Below are 21,050 nucleotides of genomic sequence, written 5' to 3' on the forward strand. Positions count from 1 at the left end.
TTAAAGCTTTTCTGCAATTCTTAGCACTGAGCTTCGAGAGCGCGGGTTCATGTCAATTTCTTGTTTCGTTGGCTTGTTCGCTTTACCAATCGGCTTCATGTTCGCACTACCAAGCGCACGGATTTGTTCTTCCGTCATCGGAATACCGTGTGGCACTTCTGGGCCTTTGCTCTCTTTACGGATGAAACGTTTCACCATGCGATCTTCCAATGAGTGGAAACTGATCACAGACAAACGGCCTTCAGGAGCCAAAATACTTGCCGCACCTTTTAGTGCCGTATCAATTTCTTCTAATTCACTGTTGATGTAAATGCGAAAAGCCTGAAAAGCGCGAGTCGCTGGGTGTTTTTTCTCTTTAAAGCTCTTTGGTGCCGCATCTGAGATCAATTTTGCTAACTGACCAGTACGAACCATTGGCTCGTTTTCTTCATCTTCGCGGTAAGCTACGATCGCTTTGGCAATGCGGCGGGCGTGTTTGTCTTCACCAAACTCACGAATAACCCAAGTAATGTCATCAAGGTCGGCTTCCATCAGCCATTGAGACACAGGAATACCCGATGTTGGGTCCATACGCATGTCTAATGGGCCGTCTTTCATAAAACTAAAGCCGCGTTCAGCGTCATCAAGCTGCGGAGACGACACGCCTAGGTCTAGCAATACACCGTCAACTTTACCAACTAGGCCATACTCTTCTGCGTATTTCGCCATACCTGAGAACGGACCATGAATGATAGTGAAGCGCGGGTCATCGATTTTAGCGGCTTCTGCGATGGCTTGTGGGTCTCGGTCGATGCTATACAGTCGACCATTTTCACCCAGTTTCGACAAGATAGTTCGGCTGTGACCGCCACGGCCAAATGTTCCATCGATATAGATACCATCGGGTTTGATAGCCAAGCCATCAATGGATTCATTTAATAACACGGAGATATGTTGAAATGTTTCGGTCATAGCTGTCTCGTTGAATGATCTTGAAGCGATTCTTTAGTGTACTGATTTCCCACATCATCGCCACCTCAAGTCTAAAGTTAGACGTGATTCAGCGCCAAGTTTATTGGTAATGACATAGTTTGCGTCAATTAAATGCAAAAAACCCATCACTACCGAAGTAGAGATGGGTCTCGAATAGGTGGAGCCGACACATAAGCCGGGTTCTGTTCCGCTTGCGCGGCGGTAGCCATTCGTCTAGGCCAGCAATCACTCACTGGCTCGAGCAACCTACCCGCCTCCTTACGCGAGCAACGCAATGTGGAGGCCTATTTGGTCTTGCTTCAGGTGGAGTTTACCCTGCTACGAACTATTACTAGTCGTCCGGTGCGCTCTTACCGCACCCTTTCACCCTTACCTGTGCCCTAGGGCCATCGGCGGTCTTCTCTCTGCTGCACTTGTCGTAGGCTTGCGCCCCCCAGGCGTTACCTGGCACCTTGCTCTATGAAGCCCGGACTTTCCTCCCCTTTGTCAGTCTCCCGAAGGACGTCAACGTCAGTCTCCCAAAGGGACTTCGACGTCAGTCTCCCGAAGGACATCAACAAAGCAGCGACTACCCAGTCAGCTCCGAGGGCGGATTGTATAGAGTTATCCCCCCAGAGTCTAGTGAGATCACAGAAATGCTGAAAACGGTTGGTTAAGTGGTCAAAAAGACAGCGATACATAGAGGCACTTCGTTTCGGGAGGCGAGAACGCTTCGCTCCGAGAGAAAGAACTCGGAATCGGGAATCGGGAATCGGGAATCGGGAATCGGGAATCGGGAACATGATGCTCCGAGGGATAGTTTTGAAAGTAAAGTTGAAAAACGAACGGACGCCTGTATTAGCAACGCACTTTCTTAGCCTTATCTATGTAAACCTCAAAACTAACAACTCTTGCACGAAACGACTAAAGCGCACTTCCCGGTTTCCGCCTTTCAAAGCGAAGCGCTCGCAAACAAAAAGGGAGTCGCGTTAACAACTCCCTTCTCAATCTTATCTAGATAAATCTAAAAGCTAACGTCTCTTGCACGTAACGACTAAAGTGCACTTCTCAATTCTCGCATCTCGAAGCGAAGCGTTCCCGAAGCGCCAGCACGCAGAAACTAAAAGGGAGTAGCGTTAACGACTCCCTTCTCTATCTTATCTAGATAAATCTAAAAGCTAACGGCTCTTGCAGGAAACGACCAAGCCGCACTTCTCGATTCCCGCATCTCGAAGCGAAGCGTTCCCGAAGCGTCAGCGCTCTGCAAACTTCTAGCCCAGATTCTCCAAGCCCCACTTGTACAGTGCATTTTTCTTTAGGCTGTAGATTTCTGCAGCAAGTGCCGCAGCTTTCTTCAATGGAAGCTCTTTAGTCAGAATACCCAAAGTACGGGTTGCTTCGTCTGGCAGAGTGTCGTCTGTGGAGTCACGGTGGCCGTGGATAAGCAGAACCATCTCACCGCGCTGTTGGTTATCATCGCTTTTTACCCACTCAATCAGTTCGCCTAACGGCATTCCCTGAATGGTTTCAAAGGTTTTGGTTAGCTCTCGCGCCAAGACAACTTCTCGTTCTGGACCAAGAACGTCTAACATATCTTGTAGAGAGTCTAAAATGCGATGCGGTGATTCATAGAAGATACAAGTGCGTTCCACTGACGCAATTTCCAAGAACTTATCTTTACGGCCTTTGCTTTTCGGTGGTAGAAAGCCTTCGAAACTGAAGCGATCAGAAGGTAAGCCCGATGCACTTAACGCTGTGATGACCGCACACGCACCAGGAAGAGGCACAACTCTTACGCCCGCTTGACGACATTTTGTTACCAAGTGGTATCCTGGATCGCTTATTAGCGGCGTACCAGCGTCAGAGACCAACGCAATTGACTGACCTGATAGTAGCTTTTCAACTAAAACTTGCGCCTTTTGCTGCTCATTATGATCGTGTAGCGCGAAAGTTTTGGTTTGAATATTGAAGTGAGACAGTAATTTGCCCGTATGTCGAGTATCCTCAGCGGCAATGATGTCCACATTCGACAGAACTTCGATAGCACGTTGTGTGATATCCGCTAAATTTCCGATTGGAGTCGGTACGATGTAGAGAGTTGGCCCCTCATTCGGCAACTTATTTTTATCTGTCATTTGTTTACCATCACTTCAACGATTAATATAGAGACAATTTTGTACAAAATTATAGAGAACTCACGGCAATGATGAACCATAAGAGACTCAGTGTACCACGCTTACTCACTCCTGTTGCACTGGCAATTACGCTCGCAGCCTGTTCTTCAGGCCCGCGACAACCAGACAGCGTAGACATTACACTTGAGCCGACACAGTCTGTTCAGAACTACATGATTCAAGCGGATAGCACCGAAGGCAGCTTGCAAAACGACTGGTTGATCATGGCAACCAAAGCAGCCATCCAAGCAAACGAATTGGATCAAGCTGAGCTGCTGATCAAACGTCTTTCTCGTCAACAATTGACCGAAGTTCAACAAGCCGAGTGGCAATTAGCTCGTGCGACCATACAGCAAAAGCAAGGCAATTACTCTCAATTGCTACAAACACTGAACTTTAAACCTTGGTGGAAACTACCGAGCGAACAGTGGAAAGACTATTACGAGCTGCGTGCGGATGCTTACCAAAGCTTGAACCAACCATTCGAAGCAAACCGCCAGCTAGTCGCACAAGGTCAATATGCTTCGTCTGCCGAGCAACGTGAAATCTCTAGCCGTATTTGGATGAACTTTGGCAGCTACTCCGAGAGCGAGCTGACATCACTGCAAACCGAACCAAACGAAGATGTGCTTGATGGCTGGTTACAGCTAGCTATTTATGCAAAGACGCTTTCAAGTAATATTCCTCAGCTGAAAAACACCCTTGAGCGCTGGCTAAGTGAAAACCCTTCACACCCAGCAGCCGTTTACACACCCGCTGAAATCCAAAACATCTTGTCGTTAGAAATCGTTAAGCCAAACAACACGGCGCTACTGTTGCCTCTAACAGGTAAGTTTGCTCCGCAAGCTCAGTTGATCCGTGATGGCTTCATTTTTGCGATGATGAACGATGACATGCGCGAGCCAAGCGCAACCTTAACAGTCATTGATACCCACGCTTACAGTGCGGATCAAATCAAGCAACGCCTGATCAACGAGAACATCGACTTTGTTGTGGGTCCTCTGCAAAAAGAAAACGTAGAGAAACTACAAGCGACCTTGGATGGTTCTGAAACTGGCGTAAAAATTCCAGCTCTTGCATTGAACATTCCCGAAGACGTTCAACCGGGTACGGACATGTGTTACTTAGCACTGTCGCCAGAGCAAGAAGTGGCGCAAGCGGCGAAGTACTTGTTCAAGCAAGGCTACCAATTCCCAATGATCTTGGCACCGAATGGCGCTTACGGTCAGCGCGTGGTTGAAGCGTTTAATGAAGAATGGCGTAAGTACAGCTCAAACAAAGTGGCTTCAAGCTATTTTGGTGACAAGCGTCAGCTTCAGAAGAACATTAACAACGTATTTGGCCTACAAGAGAGCCAACAGCGTATCGCACAAATGCAATCTCTGCTGCGCATCTCATTAGAGAGCCCACCACGCAGCCGTCGTGATGTGGATGCGGTTTATATTGTTGCTCGCAGCTCTGAACTTACGCTTATCAAGCCATTTATTGAAGTGGCGATTAACCCAGACGCTAAACCACCTAAGTTGTTCTCAAACTCACGCAGTAACAGCGGTGGTGCAACATACGAAGATCTATCAGGCGTGGCTTACAGTGACATTCCAATGCTGATCAATCCAGATCCAACCATCGAAGCAGAGATGAATGAGCTATGGGCAGATCAATCTAACATGGAAAAACGCTTGGAAGCGCTGGGTATGGACGCGTACAAACTGATTGGCGAATTGCCACAAATGAAGCTTCTGCCGGGTTACTCGGTAAGCGGTCAAACGGGCGTGCTTAGCATCGACAACAACTGTGTTGTAGAACGTGAGCTAGACTGGGCTGAGCGTGGGGCTCTTTAGTAAGAGACAAATCGGCAACCAATATGAAACCCTGGCGAAGCAGTATTTGCAGCGCCAGGGTTTGCGCTTTTTAGATCAAAATTTTCTGACTAAAGTCGGCGAAATTGATTTAATCTTCCAACAAGGTGAAACTATCGTCTTTGTTGAGGTCAAATATCGTAAGAATGATAGCTTTGGCTCAGCAGCAGAAATGGTCACCCGCGCAAAAAAGCGTAAACTAGTCAAAACAGCCCAAATTTGGCTAAGCCAGCAAAAACGCTCGGCGTACAATATCGATTATCGGTTTGATGTGGTCGCCATTCACGACAATGGTCGAGACATTAACTGGATACAAAATGCAATCTCTGAAGGATAAACGATGCTAGACAGCATTAAAGACAGTTTTACAGAAAGTATTCAAATTCAAATTGCGGCAGCAGAAGCGCTGCCAGATGCTATCACTCACGCCGCTCAAGCAATGGTGTCGAGCCTACTCAATGGTAATAAAATCCTATGCTGTGGCAACGGTGGCAGTGCCTCGAACTCGCAACAGTTTGTCTCTTGCCTTTTGAACCGATTCGAAACTGAACGCCCTAGCCTTCCAGCAATGGCTTTGACAGCAGACAATACAACATTAACTGCGGTAGCGAACGATTACCACTACCAAGAGATCTTCTCTAAGCAAGTACGCGCATTTGGCCAACCTGGCGACATCCTTCTGGCAATTTCGACCAGCGGTAACAGCAAGAACGTCACCAAAGCAATGGAAGCAGCGGTAACACGTGACATGACCATCATTGCTCTAACAGGTAAGGATGGCGGTGAGATGGCCGGCCTACTTGGCGAGAATGATGTTGAAATTCGAATCCCATCCCATCGCACAGCGCGCATTCACGAAGTACACATGGTGACACTTCACTGCCTGTGTGATCTAATCGACCAAGTACTTTTCCCAGCTCACGAAGAATAACTGAATTGAGAGTTTAGAATTATGATACGTAGTCTTGTCATTTTATGTGCCGCGCTCAGCATGAGCGGCTGTGCAGGTTTGTTTATTGCAGGTGCAGCCACTACGGCTAATATCGTCACGGATACCCGTACCACCAAAGAAATTTGGCAAGACAACAACATTGAATTCGAAGTCGCAGCGATCGGGAATAAAGCACCTTTTAAAGGAAAAGCCCGCGTCGTGGCTAGCTCATACAATGGCACCGTAGTCCTAATGGGCCAAGCTCCTACTCAAGACTTGATTAACGAGTTTGAAAACAAAGCCCGTGAAGTGAAAGGTGTGAAGAACATTCACAACCAAATCAAACAGAAAGAGCCTCTCAGCGTCACACAAATCAGCAACGACAGTTGGATCACCACCAAAGTGAAGTCTGCGCTGCTGACGGACAGTGAGCTCAACGGTGTGAAAGTGAAAGTCATCACCGAAGACAGCGACGTGTTCCTATTTGGTTACGTAACACCAGAACAAAGCGAGAGAGCAACGGAGGTTGCACGTAATATTTCTGGCGTGAAGCAGGTCGTCAAGGGCTTCCAGTATGGCGATGAAAAACCGTTAGAAGTAGAAGAGCCAGAAGCAGCGAACTCTGAGACGGCAGTGGCAGAAGAAGTCACTGTGAAAGAAATAGATGGACAAGCAAACTAAGCCATTGGCATCAGGTGACGGCAACAACTTCAGTGGCTAACCGTTTCATTGCTTGAATCGAAAAAATAGGTAAGAAAAAAGCAGCGTATTCACGCTGCTTTTTTTTATTTGATAACTCGTAAGCTTGGTCTGCCTTTCGGACGAGGCGCTTCTTCCTCTTCAGACTCCGAGTCCACGCTTTCTGATTCGTCACTCACTGTAGTGAAAGTCGGCGATTGTTCTTCTTCAACAATGCCTTCTTCTTCAATGTGAGTGTACGCTTCTTCCGGTTCAAACATGGTGCCTGCGCCATTCTCACGTGCGTAAATCGCTTGTACAGCGTACACAGGCACGATCACTGAATGTGGGCGACCACTGAAACGGGCATGGAAGGTAATCGCATCATTACCCAACTCAAGTTGACCAACAGCACGTGGAGCAATATTCAGAATGATTTGACCATCTTGAATAAACTCAACTGGTACACGCACACCTGGCATAGTTGCATCTACAACCAAGTGCGGAGTTAAGTCGTTGTCTACTAGCCAATCGTAAAATGCGCGAAGCATGTACGGGCGGCGAGCAGTCATTTTTGCAATATCCATAACGTGTTATCTGAGCCGCTTAGCGAACTAGGCGCATTTCACGTTCAGCTTCAGTTAGAGATGCAAGGAATGAATCACGTTCAAATACGCGGTTCATGTAAACTTTGATCTCTTTTGAACCAGGGCCTACAAGCTCGATACCTAGTTGAGGCAGACGCCACAATAGTGGAGCTAGGTAACAATCGATTAGGCTGAACTCTTCGCTCATGAAGTACTCGTACTCAGCAAAGATTGGTGCAAGAGTCAGAAGATCATTACGTAGTTTAGTACGTGCTTTTTCTGATTCTTCAGCGTTACCCTTAACAACTTTTTCAGCGAGTGAGTACCAGTTGCGTTCAATACGGTACATCATCAGACGGCTGTTACCACGAGCAACTGGGTAAACAGGCATTAGAGGTGGATGAGGGAAACGCTCGTCCAGGTACTCCATGATGATTTTTGAATCGTAAAGAGCTAGCTCACGGTCAACAAGAGTTGGCACTGATTTGTATGGGTTTAATTCAACAAGCTCAGCAGGAAGGTTAGCTTCATCAACAAGCTCAACTTCAACACTTACGCCTTTTTCAGCTAGTACGATGCGAACCTGATGGCTATACAAATCTGATGCACTTGAGAAAAGAGTCATCACAGAACGTTTATTGGCAGCTACAGCCATGGAGCCCTCCAGTACACTTACAAATAAAAATAATGGAGGCTAAGCCTCCATTATCCATCAATTAAAATTGGGAATTAGCACGGTATGATAGCACAATTAATGCACATCACGCCAATACTCTTTCTTGAGCATCACGACAACGATAGTTAATAGAACTAGGAAGCCCATTACCCACCAACCAAGCGCATGACGTTCAAGTTGAACTGGGTCACCTGAGTAGACTAGGAAGTTCACTAGGTCACCAACGGCTTTGTCGTATTCGCCGGAGCTTAGCTCACCCGTACCGTTAGTTTCAGTACCAACAACCACTTGTACTTCTTCACCGTCCACAACTTTTGTGCCGTAAACTGGCGTCGGGATGCCTTGAAGCTCTTCAAGAACGTGTGGCATACCAACACTTGGGAAAACAATGTTGTTCACGCCGAATGGGCGAGATGGGTCAACATAGAAAGAGCGCAGGTAAGTGTACAGCCAATCTGCACCACGAACTCGAGCAACCAGTGTTAGATCCGGTGGCGGAGCACCAAACCAATCGCCCGCTTGCTTCGCAGGCATCGCGTTCACCATTAGGTCACCGATTTTCGCTTCAGGGTCAAAAATCAGATTTTCCTTCATTAAGTCTGCAGGAATATCCAAGTCTGTCGCTACTCGCTCGTAACGCTGGTATTGCGTTGAGTGACAAGCAAAACAGTAGTTCATGAATAGCTTCGCGCCGTTTTGCAGCGAAGCTTTATCCGATAGGTCCACGTTCGCTTTGTCTAGCGGTACGTTGGCACCCGCTGCCATCGCTAGAGATGGCAACATAGCAAATAGAATTACAATCCACTTCTTCATTTGAATGTCACCCTCTCTGGTAATGGTTTGGTTGCTTCATTTTTGCTGTAGAAGAACAGCAGTACAAAGAACATGAAGTAACACAAGCTAAAGATCTGAGACAGAATTGTGTACAGCGGCGTTGCCGGCAGTGCACCCAAAATACCCAGAGCGATAAAGGCGATAGTGAACTGAACAATATTCAACAGGTGAAGTTTGCTACGGTAACGGTATGAACGTACTTTACAACGGTCCAACCAAGGTAGAACAAACAGTACTGCGATTGACGCACCCATTAGGATTACACCCAATAGCTTGTCTGGAACCGCACGCAAGATTGCATAGAACGGCGTGAAGTACCATACAGGAGCGATGTGCTCAGGTGTCTTCAGCGGGTTTGCAGCTTCAAAGTTAGGCGGCTCAAGGAAGTATCCACCCATCTCTGGGTTAAAGAACAGCACGTAACAGAAGAAGAACAAGAAGCCAGCGACACCAACCAAGTCCTTAACCGTACCGTAAGGGTGGAAAGGAATAGAGTCGATGATGTCGTATTTCTTCGTGTAGTAATCGTGGAACTTGAATTGCGTTTCGTAATCGTCGCCCATCGAACCTTTTGGTAGCTTAGTCTCGATACCATCTGGGTTGTTAGAACCAACTTCGTGCAGCGCCAATACGTGTAGCACGACAAGAAGAAGTAGCACGATAGGCAATGCAATAACGTGTAGTGCGAAGAAACGGTTCAACGTTGCACCAGAGATGATGTAGTCACCACGGATCCAAAGCGTTAGGTCGTCGCCAATAACAGGAATCGCACCAAACAGAGAAATGATTACCTGAGCACCCCAGTAGGACATCTGGCCCCATGGTAGTAGGTAGCCCATAAATGCTTCTGCCATCAGAACCAAGAAGATCAACATACCGAAGATCCAAAGTAGCTCGCGAGGCTTTTGGTATGAACCGTAGATCAGACCGCGGAACATATGCAGGTAAACAACGACGAAAAACGCTGACGCGCCAGTTGAGTGCATGTAGCGCAGCAACCAACCGTAATCAACGTCACGCATGATGTATTCGATAGAAGCAAACGCGCCATCACCAGAAGGAACGTAGTTCATCGTTAGCCAAATACCCGTTAGGATTTGGTTAACCAGTACCAACATTGCCAGAGAACCGAAAAGGTACCAAAAGTTGAAGTTCTTAGGCATTGGGTATTCAGACAAATGCTTTTTGTAAGCATTCATCGCGGGAATTCGTTTTTCAACCCAGTCTAGTAGTGCTTGCATTATGCGTCTCCCTCATCAACACCGATCATGAGCTTCGTATCACTCAAGTACATGTGCTTAGGAACCACAAGGTTCAGAGGTGCAGGAACCCCCTGGAACACTCGACCAGCCATATCAAACTTAGAGCCGTGACATGGGCAGAAGAAGCCAGACTTAACGCCTTGTACTTGCTCTGAGAAGGTGTCAGGTAGATAGGTTGGTGAACAACCTAAGTGAGTACAGAAGCCAACTGCCACGAAATACTCAGGTTTGATCGAACGATGCGCGTTCTGAGCATAAACTGGCTGTTGTTCCATTTCCGATTGTGGGTCACGAAGCTGTCCGTCGATGTTCTTTAGGTTATCCACCACTTCTTGAGTGCGACGTACAACCCATACAGGCTTACCTTGCCACTCAACACGAACCATCTGACCGGCTTCGATTTTACTGATATCCACTTCCACCGGTGCACCCGCAGCTTTTGCTTTGGCACTCGGATTCCATGATTTGATAAAAGGCACGGCGACGGCAGCTGCCCCTAATCCACCAACAACTGCCGTTGTAGCGGTTAGAAAACGCCTGCGACCGTTATTTAAAGGCGCGTTGCTCATCCAAACATTCTCCCATTTGCTCCCTTTGGATCGTTATTATTCCGCTTATAAGAGCATGGCTAACAAATAATGAATTTAGTTCTATTTATTGGGGGGAAATGATAAAGAAAACCCTACTTTTTGACAAGATAAAGCTACCTTTTTGTAACAATTGTGAGGCAAATCGCTCACGCCGTCACAAAAGCGGCAAAATTATAAAAAATAGATGTGATTTGTAACAAGAAAGCGAAACGAAGAATGGCTAGAAATAGGATAAAAAGCCTTGTATTCCGGCTGTTTTCAGTCAATTACGTAGAAAGATCTTTCAAGAATGTGAAGGTACTCTCCACTTTTGTTATCTCAGTTTTGTAGCACGAAGAAAACCAGAAAACATGCAGATAAAGCGATCAAATGTTGCGAGGATATTAAGTAAGAAAGTGAAAGCAAACTCGAGAAGAAAAACGGACTTTTTCAAGCTTTAGAAAAACAAAAAGCTCGGCATATAGCCGAGCTTTGGTACACAGTATCCAGAGTAACTCTGGACCAGCATAATTTCCGATAAGAGGAAATTAACGCTTAGAGAACTGTGGACGACGACGTGCTTTACGTAGACCAACTTTCTTACGTTCAACGCAACGAGCGTCACGAGTAACGTAACCAGCTGCACGTAGAGTAGGACGTAGAGACTCATCGTATTCCATAAGAGCGCGAGTGATACCGTGACGGATAGCACCTGCTTGACCAGAAATACCGCCACCTTTAACAGTAACGTATAGGTCTAGCTTCTCAGTTAGTTCAACTAGCTCAAGAGGTTGTTTAACAACCATGCGAGAAGTTGGACGACCGAAGTACTCATCAAGGCTACGCTTGTTGATTACGATGTTGCCGCTGCCTGGTTTGATGAAAACACGCGCAGCTGAGCTTTTGCGACGGCCAGTGCCGTAGTATTGATTCTCTGCCATTTTCGAAATCCCCAATTAGATGTCTAGTACTTGTGGTTGTTGAGCAACATGGTTGTGCTCAGCGCCCGCGTAAACTTTAAGCTTACGGTACATAGCACGGCCTAGAGGACCACGTGGAAGCATGCCTTTAACTGCAAGCTCAAGAGCCATCTCAGGTTTACGATCGATCAGCTTTTCAAAAGTGATAGATTTTAGACCACCTGGGAATTCAGAGTGACGGTAGTACACTTTGTTCTTAGCTTTGTTACCAGTTACAGCAACTTTCTCAGCGTTGATAACGATGATGTAATCACCAGTGTCAACGTGAGGAGTGTATTCAGCTTTGTGTTTGCCACGTAGGCGAGATGCAATTTCACTTGCTAGACGACCAAGAGTTTTACCCTCTGCGTCTACAACGTACCAGTCGCGTTTTACAGTTTCTGGTTTAGCAACGAAAGTTTTCATGCTAATAATAACCCGTTAATTAAAATTTAAACTTTAAGGAACACCCAATAGTGCTCCCACACTGTCTAAGAGCCCAGTCATCACCCCTTCGAGTCGTTGGTTCTCTCGACCTTCTATGTCGAAATAACTTCGATAATCAGGTCTGCAGTAACGGTGGGTCGCAGGATTATAGAGAAGAGCGAAGAAAAAATCACCTTTTTTTGCGTTAAATCACGAATTTTTTCTTCACTTTTTTAAGATGAGTTGCTGATTTTTACGCCAGATGCTCTCTAGCGAGGTATTCGTGGCTTTGCATCTCGGTCAATCGAGACAGACAACGTTTAAACTCAAATTCCAACTGCCCTTGCGTATAAAGGGATTCCATCGCCACTTCTGCAGAAATAATCAGTTTGACGTTACGCTCGTAGAACTCGTCCACCAACGCAATAAAGCGTCGCGCGGCATCATCTATCTTACGATCCATCTGCTTTACGTCTGCCAGCAATACCGTGTGGTAGATACGAGATAATTCAATATAGTCATTCTGACTACGGGGCGTTTGGCATAGTTGCTCAAAAGAAGCATGTAGCACGCCATCACTAGCTTCAATCACCGCCACTTCGCGATGGTTAATTTCAATGCTGTTTGCTGCAACTTTTCTTTCACCAATCAGTTGGTGGTAATACTTATTAAGGTTGACGGAGGCCTGTTCATCCAGCGGGTAATGGTAGATTTCCGCTTGTTGTAGAGTGCGTAAACGGTAATCCACCCCACTGTCGACATTGAGCACATCACAGCGCTGAACGATCATATTTATCGCAGGTAAAAAACGGGCTCGTTGCAAGCCATTACGGTACAGGTTTTCTGGCTCAATGTTCGAGGTTGCGACCAAAATCATTTGGCGCTTAAACATCTCTTGTAGCAAAGTCGCCAAGATCATCGCATCGGTAATATCCGAGACAAAGAACTCGTCGAAACAGACAATATCCGCCTCTTTTTTGAATAAATCAGCGACTTTCGAGAGCGGATTTTCCACTTCTCCAAGGCGTTTGAGCTCATCGTGCACACGATACATAAAACGGTGAAAATGCACTCGCATCTTTCTTTCCGTCGGCAAAGCATCAAAAAACGCATCCATTAAATAGGTTTTACCTCGCCCTACTCCGCCCCAAAAATATAACCCTTTTGGCGGCTCTGGCATTTCTGGCTTTTTACCGAGAAGTTTCTGCCAAGTGCTAAGCTGTGGAATAGGTGCAGACTGAAATTCTGCAATCGCATGGTAGAGTTTATCTAAAGCAACGACAGCGTTATATTGGGCTTCATCACGCTGGAATCCATGCTCTGCTATGTCTTGTTGGTATCGTTGTAATGGTGTCATGGCATTGAGTCGTATCAGAGGTACAGAGAAAATTTGTCACCTCGGGGACAGCTTTGAGAATAGAGAGAAGTGGATATCAGTCCCCGAAAACATACCGCTATTTTTCTTTATCGGCTGTTCAAGCCATAGTAACATGGACAAGCACCGCGTGTAACTAAGTAGTAAAAGACTTGTTAAAACAACTATAAGGAGCAGTTATGCCTTGGATTTATGCCATTGTGGGTTTGCTGGTCGGTACAATCGTTGGCGTAGTCATTAGTCGACTAACCACCCCCGAATACAAAAAACAAAAGTCTGTGCAAAAAGAACTCGAAGCAGCCAAGTTTGAACTAGAGCAACAACGTCAAGAGCTCGTCGATCACTTTGCACAAACTGCAGAAATGTTGGATACCTTAGGTAAAGATTACACTAAGCTATACCAACATATGGCGAAAACGTCTTCAGAACTTCTACCCAACTTGCCTGAGCAAGATAATCCGTTTGATAAGAAGACAGCAATGTCGACTGAATCAATCGAAGAAGACCAATCAGACGTCAGCGAACAACCGAAAGACTATGCCAACGGCGCAACCGGTCTTTTGAAGGATCAGGAAAAAGAAATCATCGACGCACCAGAAGCTGTCACGGCTAAAGCGTCTTAATCCCCCCCCCCTTTCCTACCTAACTGGGTCAATACATACGCATTTCTTATCAATTTGTATTGACCCTTTTTGAACTTTTCTTAAGCAACTCATCTCTAACTTTCAGTGACCTGCCACCCCGTTTCGATTGTCCTAATTAATACATACATAATTAATGGTTAGGATGTTTCTTTTTGGCAGACCTGTTTTTCAAGAGGAGTTATTGGATGAAAAAGCCATTGCTTGCGTTAACCGTTCTTTCTTTAAGCTTGGGTTCAATCATCACCCCAGTTACCGCAACCGCGGCACTTCCACTTAGTGTGGATGGGGAGCAGTTACCTAGTCTTGCCCCTATGCTCGAAAAAGTCACCCCTGCAGTTGTGAGCATTGCGGTGGAAGGGAAACAAGTGCAAACCAGCCGTATCCCGGAGCAGTTTCAGTTCTTCTTTGGCCCTGAATTCCCAACAGAGCAGACCCGAGAGCGCCCATTTAGAGGTTTAGGTTCTGGTGTCATCATTGATGCGAAAAAAGGCCAAATCGTCACAAACTACCACGTGATTAAAGGCGCGGATGAAATTCGTGTCCGCTTGTACGATGGTCGTGAGTATGACGCTGAATTAGTCGGTGGCGATGAGATGTCAGATATCGCGCTGCTTAAACTCGAAAAAGCCAAAGACCTAACACAAATTAAAGTCGCTGATTCAGACTCTCTTCGTGTCGGTGACTTTACTGTGGCGATCGGTAACCCATTTGGTTTAGGCCAAACGGTCACATCCGGTATTGTATCGGCACTTGGTCGAAGCGGCTTGAACGTCGAGAACTTTGAAAACTTCATCCAGACCGATGCCGCAATTAACAGCGGTAACTCAGGCGGCGCTTTGGTTAACCTCAACGGTGAACTGATCGGCATCAACACGGCAATTCTTGGTCCAAATGGCGGTAACGTGGGTATTGGTTTTGCAATTCCGTCCAACATGATGAAGAACTTAACCGATCAGATCTTAGAGTTTGGTGAAGTGAAACGCGGCATGCTCGGTGTTCAAGGGGGCGAAGTGACCTCAGAGCTTGCTGAAGCACTGGGTTATGAGTCAAGTAAAGGCGCTTTCGTCAGCCAAGTGGTACCCGACAGCGCGGCAGATAAAGCAGGCCTGAAAGCAGGTGACGTGATTGTTTCTGTGAACGGTAAAGCGATTGATACCTTCTCTGAGCTTCGTGCAAAAGTCGCAACGCTTGGTGCTGGTAAAAAAATCACACTTGGAGTGATCCGCGATGGTAAGCAAAAATCTTTCGATGTAACGTTAGGTGAATCAACGAATGTGAAAGCGAAAGCGGAAACACTGCATGAAGGCCTAAAAGGTGCAGAGCTAAGTAACACCACGCCAAGTGACAAGATCCAAGGTGTGAAGGTCACTAGCGTTGCGGAGAACTCTCCTGCAGCTCAATACCAGCTAGCACAAGATGACATCATTATTGGTGTGAACCGTAAACGCGTGAAGAACCTAGCAGAACTGCGTGCGATTGTTGAAAAGCACAAAGGTGTGCTGGCAATCAATGTTCAACGTGGTGACCGCACGGTTTACTTGGTGATCCGTTAACTAGGCTAAGTGATAAACCAATCACACAAATAGAAGCGAAGGAATGGCGTCCGTCATTTAATTCGTGATGACACTCGAATGCTTTGCTTATGTCATGGTTTTTTAAAAGGGCAGGACGATCACGTCTTGCCCTTTTGTTATTTTTAAATGTAATGCTATCCTTCAGTTTTCTATGCCAATTGGGCGCTCAATCATGGAGAGGTTATGCTTAGCTTTTTGTTACGTTCTGTCTTTTTAGGCTTAGCAACTGCCGTCATTGTATTACTCGCCGTTCCATCTTTGCGCAGCAATGTCATCCCAACCGCGCTTGTTGATCCACAACCAAGCAACATCGCGTCACTCGAGGTGTCTTTTAACCAAGCGGTAAGAAAGGCAGCGCCCGCGGTAGTGAATATCTACAGCCGTAAGTATGTGGAAAATGACCGCAGCAAGCTTTCAACTCAAGGCTTGGGCTCTGGCGTTATTGTTAGCGAAAAAGGCTACATCATTACTAACTACCACGTAGTGGCTCAAGCTGACCAAATCGTGGTTGCGCTACAAGATGGCCGCGTCGCTGCAGCTCAATTGGTTGGTACTGATAAGCGTACGGACATTGCGATCCTACGTGTCGAAGGTTCTAACCTTCCTGTTATCCCACTAAATCCAGAATACAAACCTCGAGTTGGTGATGTCGTCCTAGCAATTGGCAACCCGTACAACTTAGGTCAAACCACCACCTTCGGAATTATCTCCGCAACTGGTCGTTCGTCTATCAGTGACGGTCGTCAAGCCTTTATCCAAACCGATGCAGCAATCAACGAAGGTAACTCCGGTGGGGCTTTGGTCAACACGCAAGGTGAATTGGTTGGTATCAACACCGCTTCTTTTCAGCAAGCAACCGATCTTGAGACCTACGGTATTTCTTTTGCTATCCCAGCCCCTCTGGCAAACAAGATCATGCAGAAGATCATTGCTGATGGCCGCGTAATCCGAGGCTATATTGGCATTGATGGCCAAGATATTAATGCAGTAACTGCTCGCTTATTAGGTAACGAACACATTGGTGGCATCGTTGTGTTAGGCATTGACCCGAATGGTCCTGCGAGTGATGCTGGTTTTGAGAAACAAGACATCATCATCAGTATTAACGGTACGAAAGTTCAAGGAAGGCAAAGCGTGATGGACATCGTCACTGACCTACGTCCGGGCACCTCCGTCGATGTTGGCATTATCCGCAAGGGTAAAGAAATGAACTTAAAAGTCACCATCGCCGAAGACAAACAAGAAGCATAAAAAAATCCCAGCCATTGGCTGGGATTTTTATTTGTGCGTTATTCGTTATCGCTTGGCTCTTCTGAAACCTCAGGACTTCCGCCCATCTCAATTTCAATTCGTGTTACGCGTTGTAAACCACGTGGCAGTAAGCTGCCTCGACGTCCGCGTTCACCACGGAAGTTCTCAAGGTCAGCAGGTTTCAAGCCTAGTTTACGCTTACCTGCATACAAGGTTAGAGACGCGCCTTGTGGCAGAGCCATCAAGTGAGAAAGCACCTCTTCACGCTCTTTCGCCTTCGCCGCAGGAATGTTGATGATCTTGTTACCCTTACCTTTCGCCAATTGCGGTAGGTCTTTAATTGGGAACAACAACATACGACCTTGGTTGGTAATCGCTAAAATTTCATCCGAATCCAAATCAGCAATCGTCTTCGGTGTCATCACCTCAGAGTTGGCCGGTAACGTCACCAATGCTTTACCGCTACGGTTCTTCGATAACAAGTCTGAGCCTTTACATACAAAGCCGTAACCCGCATCAGAACCCACCAGCCATAATTGCTCTTCTTCACCCATGATCACTTGGCGAATATTGCTGCCCGCAGTGATATTCAAGCGACCAGTAATCGGTTCACCTTGGCTTCGTGCTGACGGTAGTGAATGCGACTCAAGTGAGTAGCTTCGGCCATCACTGCCAAAGAATACCGCTTGCTGGTTACTCTTACCGCGCGCGTGCGCTAGGTATTTATCGCCAGACTTGTAGCTCAAGCCTTCTGCATCCACATCGTGACCTTTCGCATGACGAATCCAACCTTTCTCAGAAAGCACAACCGTGATTGGCTCGCTTGGTACTAGGTCGCGTTCAGTCAGCGCTTTTGCTTCTGCACGTTCAACCATTGGAGAACGACGATCATCGCCGTATTTCTCTGCGTCTGCTTTGATTTCTTTCTTCAGTAGAGTGTTCAGACGACGCTCAGAACCTAGCAGCTGTTCTAGCTTCTCACGCTCTTTTTCTAGCTCGTCTTGCTCACCACGGATCTTCATCTCTTCTAGTTTGGCTAGGTGACGAAGTTTAGTATCTAGAATCGCATCCGCTTGGATATCGGTAATGCCAAAGCGTTCCATCAGCACCGCTTTTGGATCGTCTTCAGTACGAATGATCTCAATCACTTCATCTAGGTTTAGGTAAGCAACCAACAAACCTTCCAAGATGTGTAGACGAGCCATGACTTTGTCTAGGCGGTGTTGTAGACGGCGACGTACAGTCGTGCGACGGAACTCGATCCACTCAGACAGAATTTGAACCAGACCTTTAACTTGAGGACGGTTATCCAAACCAATCATGTTCAAGTTAACACGGTAGCTGCGCTCAAGATCCGTTGAAGCGAACAAGTGATTCATCAACAGATCGCAATCTACGCGATTTGACTTAGGAACCACAACGATACGCGTTGGGTTCTCGTGATCCGATTCATCGCGAAGGTCGTCAACCATTGGCAGCTTCTTAGCGCGCATTTGGTTTGCGATTTGCTCAAGCAGTTTCGCACCTGATACTTGGTGTGGCAGAGAAGTGATAACGATATCTGAGCCTTCTTTGTGCCATACCGCGCGCATCTTGATGCTGCCGCGACCGTTACGGTAAATCTTCTCGATATCCGCTTGCGGCGAAATGATTTCTGCTTCTGTCGGGTAGTCTGGGCCTTTAACGAACTGCATCACATCTGGCAGTTCCGCTTTCGGGTTGTCGATCAAATGAATGGTTGCATCCGCCACTTCACGAACGTTGTGAGGCGGAATATCTGTCGCCATACCAACCGCGATACCAGTAACACCGTTTAGCAGGATATGAGGCAGACGTGCTGGCAACATTTGTGGCTCTTTCATTGTGCCATCAAAGTTAGGTTGCCATTCAACCGTACCCTGACCTAATTCGCCCAGCAGTACTTCGGCAAACTTAGACAGTTTTGCTTCGGTATAACGCATTGCCGCGAATGATTTCGGATCATCTGGCGCACCCCAGTTACCTTGACCGTCAACCAATGGGTAACGGTAAGAGAATGGCTGTGCCATCAATACCATCGCTTCGTAACATGCAGAGTCACCGTGCGGGTGGTATTTACCCAACACGTCACCAACGGTACGTGCAGATTTTTTGTATTTTGCTGATGCCGAAAGACCAAGTTCCGACATTGCGTAAATGATGCGTCGTTGAACCGGTTTCAAACCATCGCCAATGTATGGCAATGCGCGGTCCATGATTACGTACATCGAGTAGTTCAGATAAGCGTCTTCGGTGAACTTGCGCATTGGCAACTGTTCAACGCCATCGTAAGTAATTTCTGTAGACATCCGTTAAACCTCTGCCATATCGCCGTTGTTTTGTAGCCAAGAACGACGATCATCTGCTCGTTTCTTACCAAGCAGCATGTCCATCATTTCCATGGTCGCCGCCGAGTCATCAATAGTTAACTGAACCAGGCGACGCGTGTTTGGATCCATGGTTGTTTCGCGCAACTGAAGTGGGTTCATCTCACCCAGACCTTTGAATCGTTGCACGTTGATTTTGGCTTTCTTCTTCGACAAGCGCTCTAGTACGCCATCTTTTTCGTCATCGTCTAGGGCATAGAATACTTCTTTGCCACAGTCGATACGGTACAGAGGCGGCATCGCTACGTAGATATGGCCAGCTTCAACCAGCGCACGGAAGTGACGAGTAAACAGAGCACACAATAGTGTTGCGATGTGTAGACCATCCGAGTCCGCATCGGCAAGGATACAGATCTTACCGTAACGCAGGCTATCTAGGTTATCGCTGTCTGGGTCAATACCCAAAGCAACTGAGATGTCGTGCACCTCTTGAGATGCAAGCACTTGGTCTGCAGAGACCTCCCACGTATTCAGGATCTTACCGCGCAGTGGCATCACCGCTTGGAACTCACGATCACGTGCTTGTTTAGCAGAACCACCCGCCGAGTCACCCTCTACGAAGAAGATTTCGGTGCGGTTAAGGTCCTGTACAGAACAGTCGGTCAGTTTGCCTGGTAGTGCAGGACCTGATGCGACCTTCTTACGTACAACCTTTTTGCTCGCGCGCATACGACGGTGTGCGTTAGCGATACACACTTCCGCTAACTGTTCAGCCAGCTGCGGCTTTTCGTTCAACCATAGGCTGAATGCGTCTTTTACGACACCAGAGACAAAGGCAGCCGTCTGACGAGAAGACAGACGCTCTTTGGTCTGACCGGCAAATTGCGGATCTTGAATCTTAACTGACAGAACGTAAGAACAACGGTCGAAAACGTCATCACCCGTTAGCTTCACGCCACGAGGCAATAAGTTACGGAATTCACAGAACTCACGCATTGCATCGAGCAAACCTTGGCGCAGGCCATTAACGTGCGTACCACCCTGTGCGGTTGGGATAAGGTTCACGTAACTTTCCGTGATCATCTCGCCGCCTTCTGGCTGCCAGATCACCGCCCAGTTTGCTGCTTCAGTTTCTGCTGAGAACTCACCAGTAAATGGTTCTTCAGGGAGAACTGGATAACCTTTCACACCTTCCGCTAGATAGTCTTTAAGACCATCTTCGTAGTGCCATTTGTAGTCTTTGTTGTTTACTTTATCGGTAAACGTAATCTCTAGACCCGGGCAAAGTACTGCTTTCGCACGTAGGTTATTCACCAAACGTGTTACCGAGAAGTTTGCAGAATCAAAGTACTTTGCATCTGGCCAGAAGTGTACACTGGTACCACGGTTGCGACGGCCACATGTGCCCGTAACCGTTAGGTCAGAAACCTTATCACCGTGTTCAAAAGCAATCTCATACACTTGACCGTCACGACGGACCGTCACTTCAACGCGCTTGGACAACGCGTTTACTACTGAGATACCTACACCGTGTAGACCACCAGAGAATTGGTAGTTCTTATTAGAGAATTTACCACCTGCGTGAAGCTTACATAGGATCAGTTCAACACCTGATACCTTCTCTTCTGGGTGGATATCAACAGGCATGCCTCGACCATCATCGATCACTTCTAGTGATTGGTCAGCATGTAGGATGACTTGTACTTTTGAGGCATGTCCGGCTAGCGCTTCATCGACACTGTTATCGATAACTTCTTGGCCCAAGTGGTTTGGGCGCGCTGTATCCGTATACATCCCTGGTCGGCGACGTACTGGCTCTAAGCCATTCAGTACTTCAATGGCACCAGCATTATATTGTTCAGTCATAATACGGAATTGTTCTCAAAGTTTACTTGTAACCCGAGCCCCGCGAATGTGCAGGCGTACTCGAGAAACGAAAAAGCTACCCCGTCTGC

General features: G+C 46.9%; 19 protein-coding genes and 1 other RNA gene. 7 read left to right on the forward strand and 13 right to left on the reverse strand.

Features of this window, described 5'->3' with window-relative positions:
• The 3 genes from rsmH to rsmI form a co-directional block, all read right to left on the reverse strand.
• A complete protein-coding gene (gene rsmH, locus GXP65_RS06370; protein ID WP_005528721.1) occupies positions 1-951 on the reverse strand; it encodes a 16S rRNA (cytosine(1402)-N(4))-methyltransferase RsmH in 951 nt (316 codons plus the stop codon).
• Positions 952-1,127: 176 nt separating this feature from the next.
• An RNA gene (gene rnpB / locus GXP65_RS06375) (RNase P RNA component class A) lies at positions 1,128-1,556 on the reverse strand.
• Positions 1,557-2,222: 666 nt separating this feature from the next.
• Positions 2,223-3,086, reverse strand: coding sequence for a 16S rRNA (cytidine(1402)-2'-O)-methyltransferase (gene rsmI / locus GXP65_RS06380; protein WP_162092324.1), 864 nt, complete (start codon positions 3,084-3,086; stop codon positions 2,223-2,225).
• Positions 3,087-3,154: 68 nt separating this feature from the next.
• Between rsmI and GXP65_RS06385 the strand changes: the two genes are divergently transcribed.
• Genes GXP65_RS06385 through GXP65_RS06400 form a run of 4 tightly spaced genes read left to right on the forward strand, consistent with a single transcriptional unit; the run spans position 3,155 to position 6,596 of the window.
• On the forward strand, positions 3,155-4,966 hold the full coding sequence (locus GXP65_RS06385; protein WP_081234261.1) for a penicillin-binding protein activator: 1,812 nt from the start codon (positions 3,155-3,157) through the stop codon (positions 4,964-4,966).
• Positions 4,953-5,321, forward strand: a complete 369-nt coding sequence (locus tag GXP65_RS06390) for a YraN family protein (RefSeq protein ID WP_050917887.1) — start codon at positions 4,953-4,955, stop codon at positions 5,319-5,321. Before GXP65_RS06385 ends, GXP65_RS06390 begins: the two co-directional genes overlap by 14 nt.
• 3 nt (positions 5,322-5,324) lie before the next feature.
• Positions 5,325-5,915, forward strand: coding sequence for a phosphoheptose isomerase (locus GXP65_RS06395; RefSeq protein ID WP_005428581.1), 591 nt, complete (start codon positions 5,325-5,327; stop codon positions 5,913-5,915).
• Positions 5,916-5,936: 21 nt separating this feature from the next.
• The gene (locus GXP65_RS06400) at positions 5,937-6,596 is read left to right on the forward strand and encodes a BON domain-containing protein (protein WP_162092325.1); all 660 of its coding nucleotides are present in this window, start codon (positions 5,937-5,939) and stop codon (positions 6,594-6,596) included.
• A 104-nt stretch (positions 6,597-6,700) separates the two neighbouring features.
• Here the strand turns inward: GXP65_RS06400 and sspB are convergent, their stop codons facing one another.
• The 8 genes from sspB to zapE form a co-directional block, all read right to left on the reverse strand.
• On the reverse strand, positions 6,701-7,180 hold the full coding sequence (sspB, locus tag GXP65_RS06405; RefSeq protein WP_005528731.1) for a ClpXP protease specificity-enhancing factor: 480 nt from the start codon (positions 7,178-7,180) through the stop codon (positions 6,701-6,703).
• Between the two features lie 19 nt (positions 7,181-7,199).
• The gene (gene sspA / locus GXP65_RS06410; protein ID WP_005428584.1) at positions 7,200-7,835 is read right to left on the reverse strand and encodes a stringent starvation protein SspA; all 636 of its coding nucleotides are present in this window, start codon (positions 7,833-7,835) and stop codon (positions 7,200-7,202) included.
• A 96-nt stretch (positions 7,836-7,931) separates the two neighbouring features.
• On the reverse strand, positions 7,932-8,669 hold the full coding sequence (locus tag GXP65_RS06415) for a cytochrome c1 (protein ID WP_005436103.1): 738 nt from the start codon (positions 8,667-8,669) through the stop codon (positions 7,932-7,934).
• Positions 8,666-9,931, reverse strand: coding sequence for a cytochrome bc complex cytochrome b subunit (locus GXP65_RS06420; protein WP_005436097.1), 1,266 nt, complete (start codon positions 9,929-9,931; stop codon positions 8,666-8,668). Before GXP65_RS06420 ends, GXP65_RS06415 begins: the two co-directional genes overlap by 4 nt.
• A complete protein-coding gene (petA, locus tag GXP65_RS06425) occupies positions 9,931-10,521 on the reverse strand; it encodes a ubiquinol-cytochrome c reductase iron-sulfur subunit (RefSeq protein ID WP_005436095.1) in 591 nt (196 codons plus the stop codon). The genes GXP65_RS06420 and petA overlap by 1 nt, the downstream gene beginning before the upstream one ends.
• Positions 10,522-11,069: 548 nt before the next feature.
• A complete protein-coding gene (gene rpsI, locus GXP65_RS06430) occupies positions 11,070-11,462 on the reverse strand; it encodes a 30S ribosomal protein S9 (RefSeq protein WP_005436094.1) in 393 nt (130 codons plus the stop codon).
• Positions 11,463-11,477: 15 nt separating this feature from the next.
• Positions 11,478-11,906, reverse strand: a complete 429-nt coding sequence (rplM, locus tag GXP65_RS06435; protein ID WP_005372872.1) for a 50S ribosomal protein L13 — start codon at positions 11,904-11,906, stop codon at positions 11,478-11,480.
• A 253-nt stretch (positions 11,907-12,159) separates the two neighbouring features.
• Positions 12,160-13,263 carry a cell division protein ZapE gene (zapE, locus tag GXP65_RS06440; RefSeq protein ID WP_038890835.1) on the reverse strand — a complete coding sequence of 368 codons (1,104 nt, stop codon included), beginning with the start codon at positions 13,261-13,263 and terminating at the stop codon, positions 12,160-12,162.
• A gap of 197 nt (positions 13,264-13,460) precedes the next feature.
• Between zapE and zapG the strand changes: the two genes are divergently transcribed.
• From zapG to degS, 3 genes are all read left to right on the forward strand, one after another.
• Positions 13,461-13,904, forward strand: a complete 444-nt coding sequence (zapG, locus tag GXP65_RS06445) for a Z-ring associated protein ZapG (RefSeq protein WP_005528741.1) — start codon at positions 13,461-13,463, stop codon at positions 13,902-13,904.
• A 206-nt stretch (positions 13,905-14,110) separates the two neighbouring features.
• On the forward strand, positions 14,111-15,478 hold the full coding sequence (locus GXP65_RS06450; RefSeq protein WP_005528743.1) for a Do family serine endopeptidase: 1,368 nt from the start codon (positions 14,111-14,113) through the stop codon (positions 15,476-15,478).
• 204 nt (positions 15,479-15,682) lie between these two features.
• Positions 15,683-16,750 carry an outer membrane-stress sensor serine endopeptidase DegS gene (gene degS / locus GXP65_RS06455; protein ID WP_005528745.1) on the forward strand — a complete coding sequence of 356 codons (1,068 nt, stop codon included), beginning with the start codon at positions 15,683-15,685 and terminating at the stop codon, positions 16,748-16,750.
• Between the two features lie 38 nt (positions 16,751-16,788).
• Here degS and parC read toward each other — a convergent pair whose 3' ends face one another.
• On the reverse strand, positions 16,789-19,077 hold the full coding sequence (parC, locus tag GXP65_RS06460) for a DNA topoisomerase IV subunit A (protein WP_050909355.1): 2,289 nt from the start codon (positions 19,075-19,077) through the stop codon (positions 16,789-16,791).
• A 3-nt stretch (positions 19,078-19,080) separates the two neighbouring features.
• Positions 19,081-20,961, reverse strand: coding sequence for a DNA topoisomerase IV subunit B (gene parE, locus GXP65_RS06465; RefSeq protein ID WP_010445819.1), 1,881 nt, complete (start codon positions 20,959-20,961; stop codon positions 19,081-19,083).
• Between the last annotated feature and the right edge of the window lie 89 nt (positions 20,962-21,050).

This window comes from Vibrio sp. LB10LO1 (assembly GCF_010092875.1).
In the GTDB taxonomy this organism is placed as follows: domain Bacteria; phylum Pseudomonadota; class Gammaproteobacteria; order Enterobacterales; family Vibrionaceae; genus Vibrio; species Vibrio campbellii.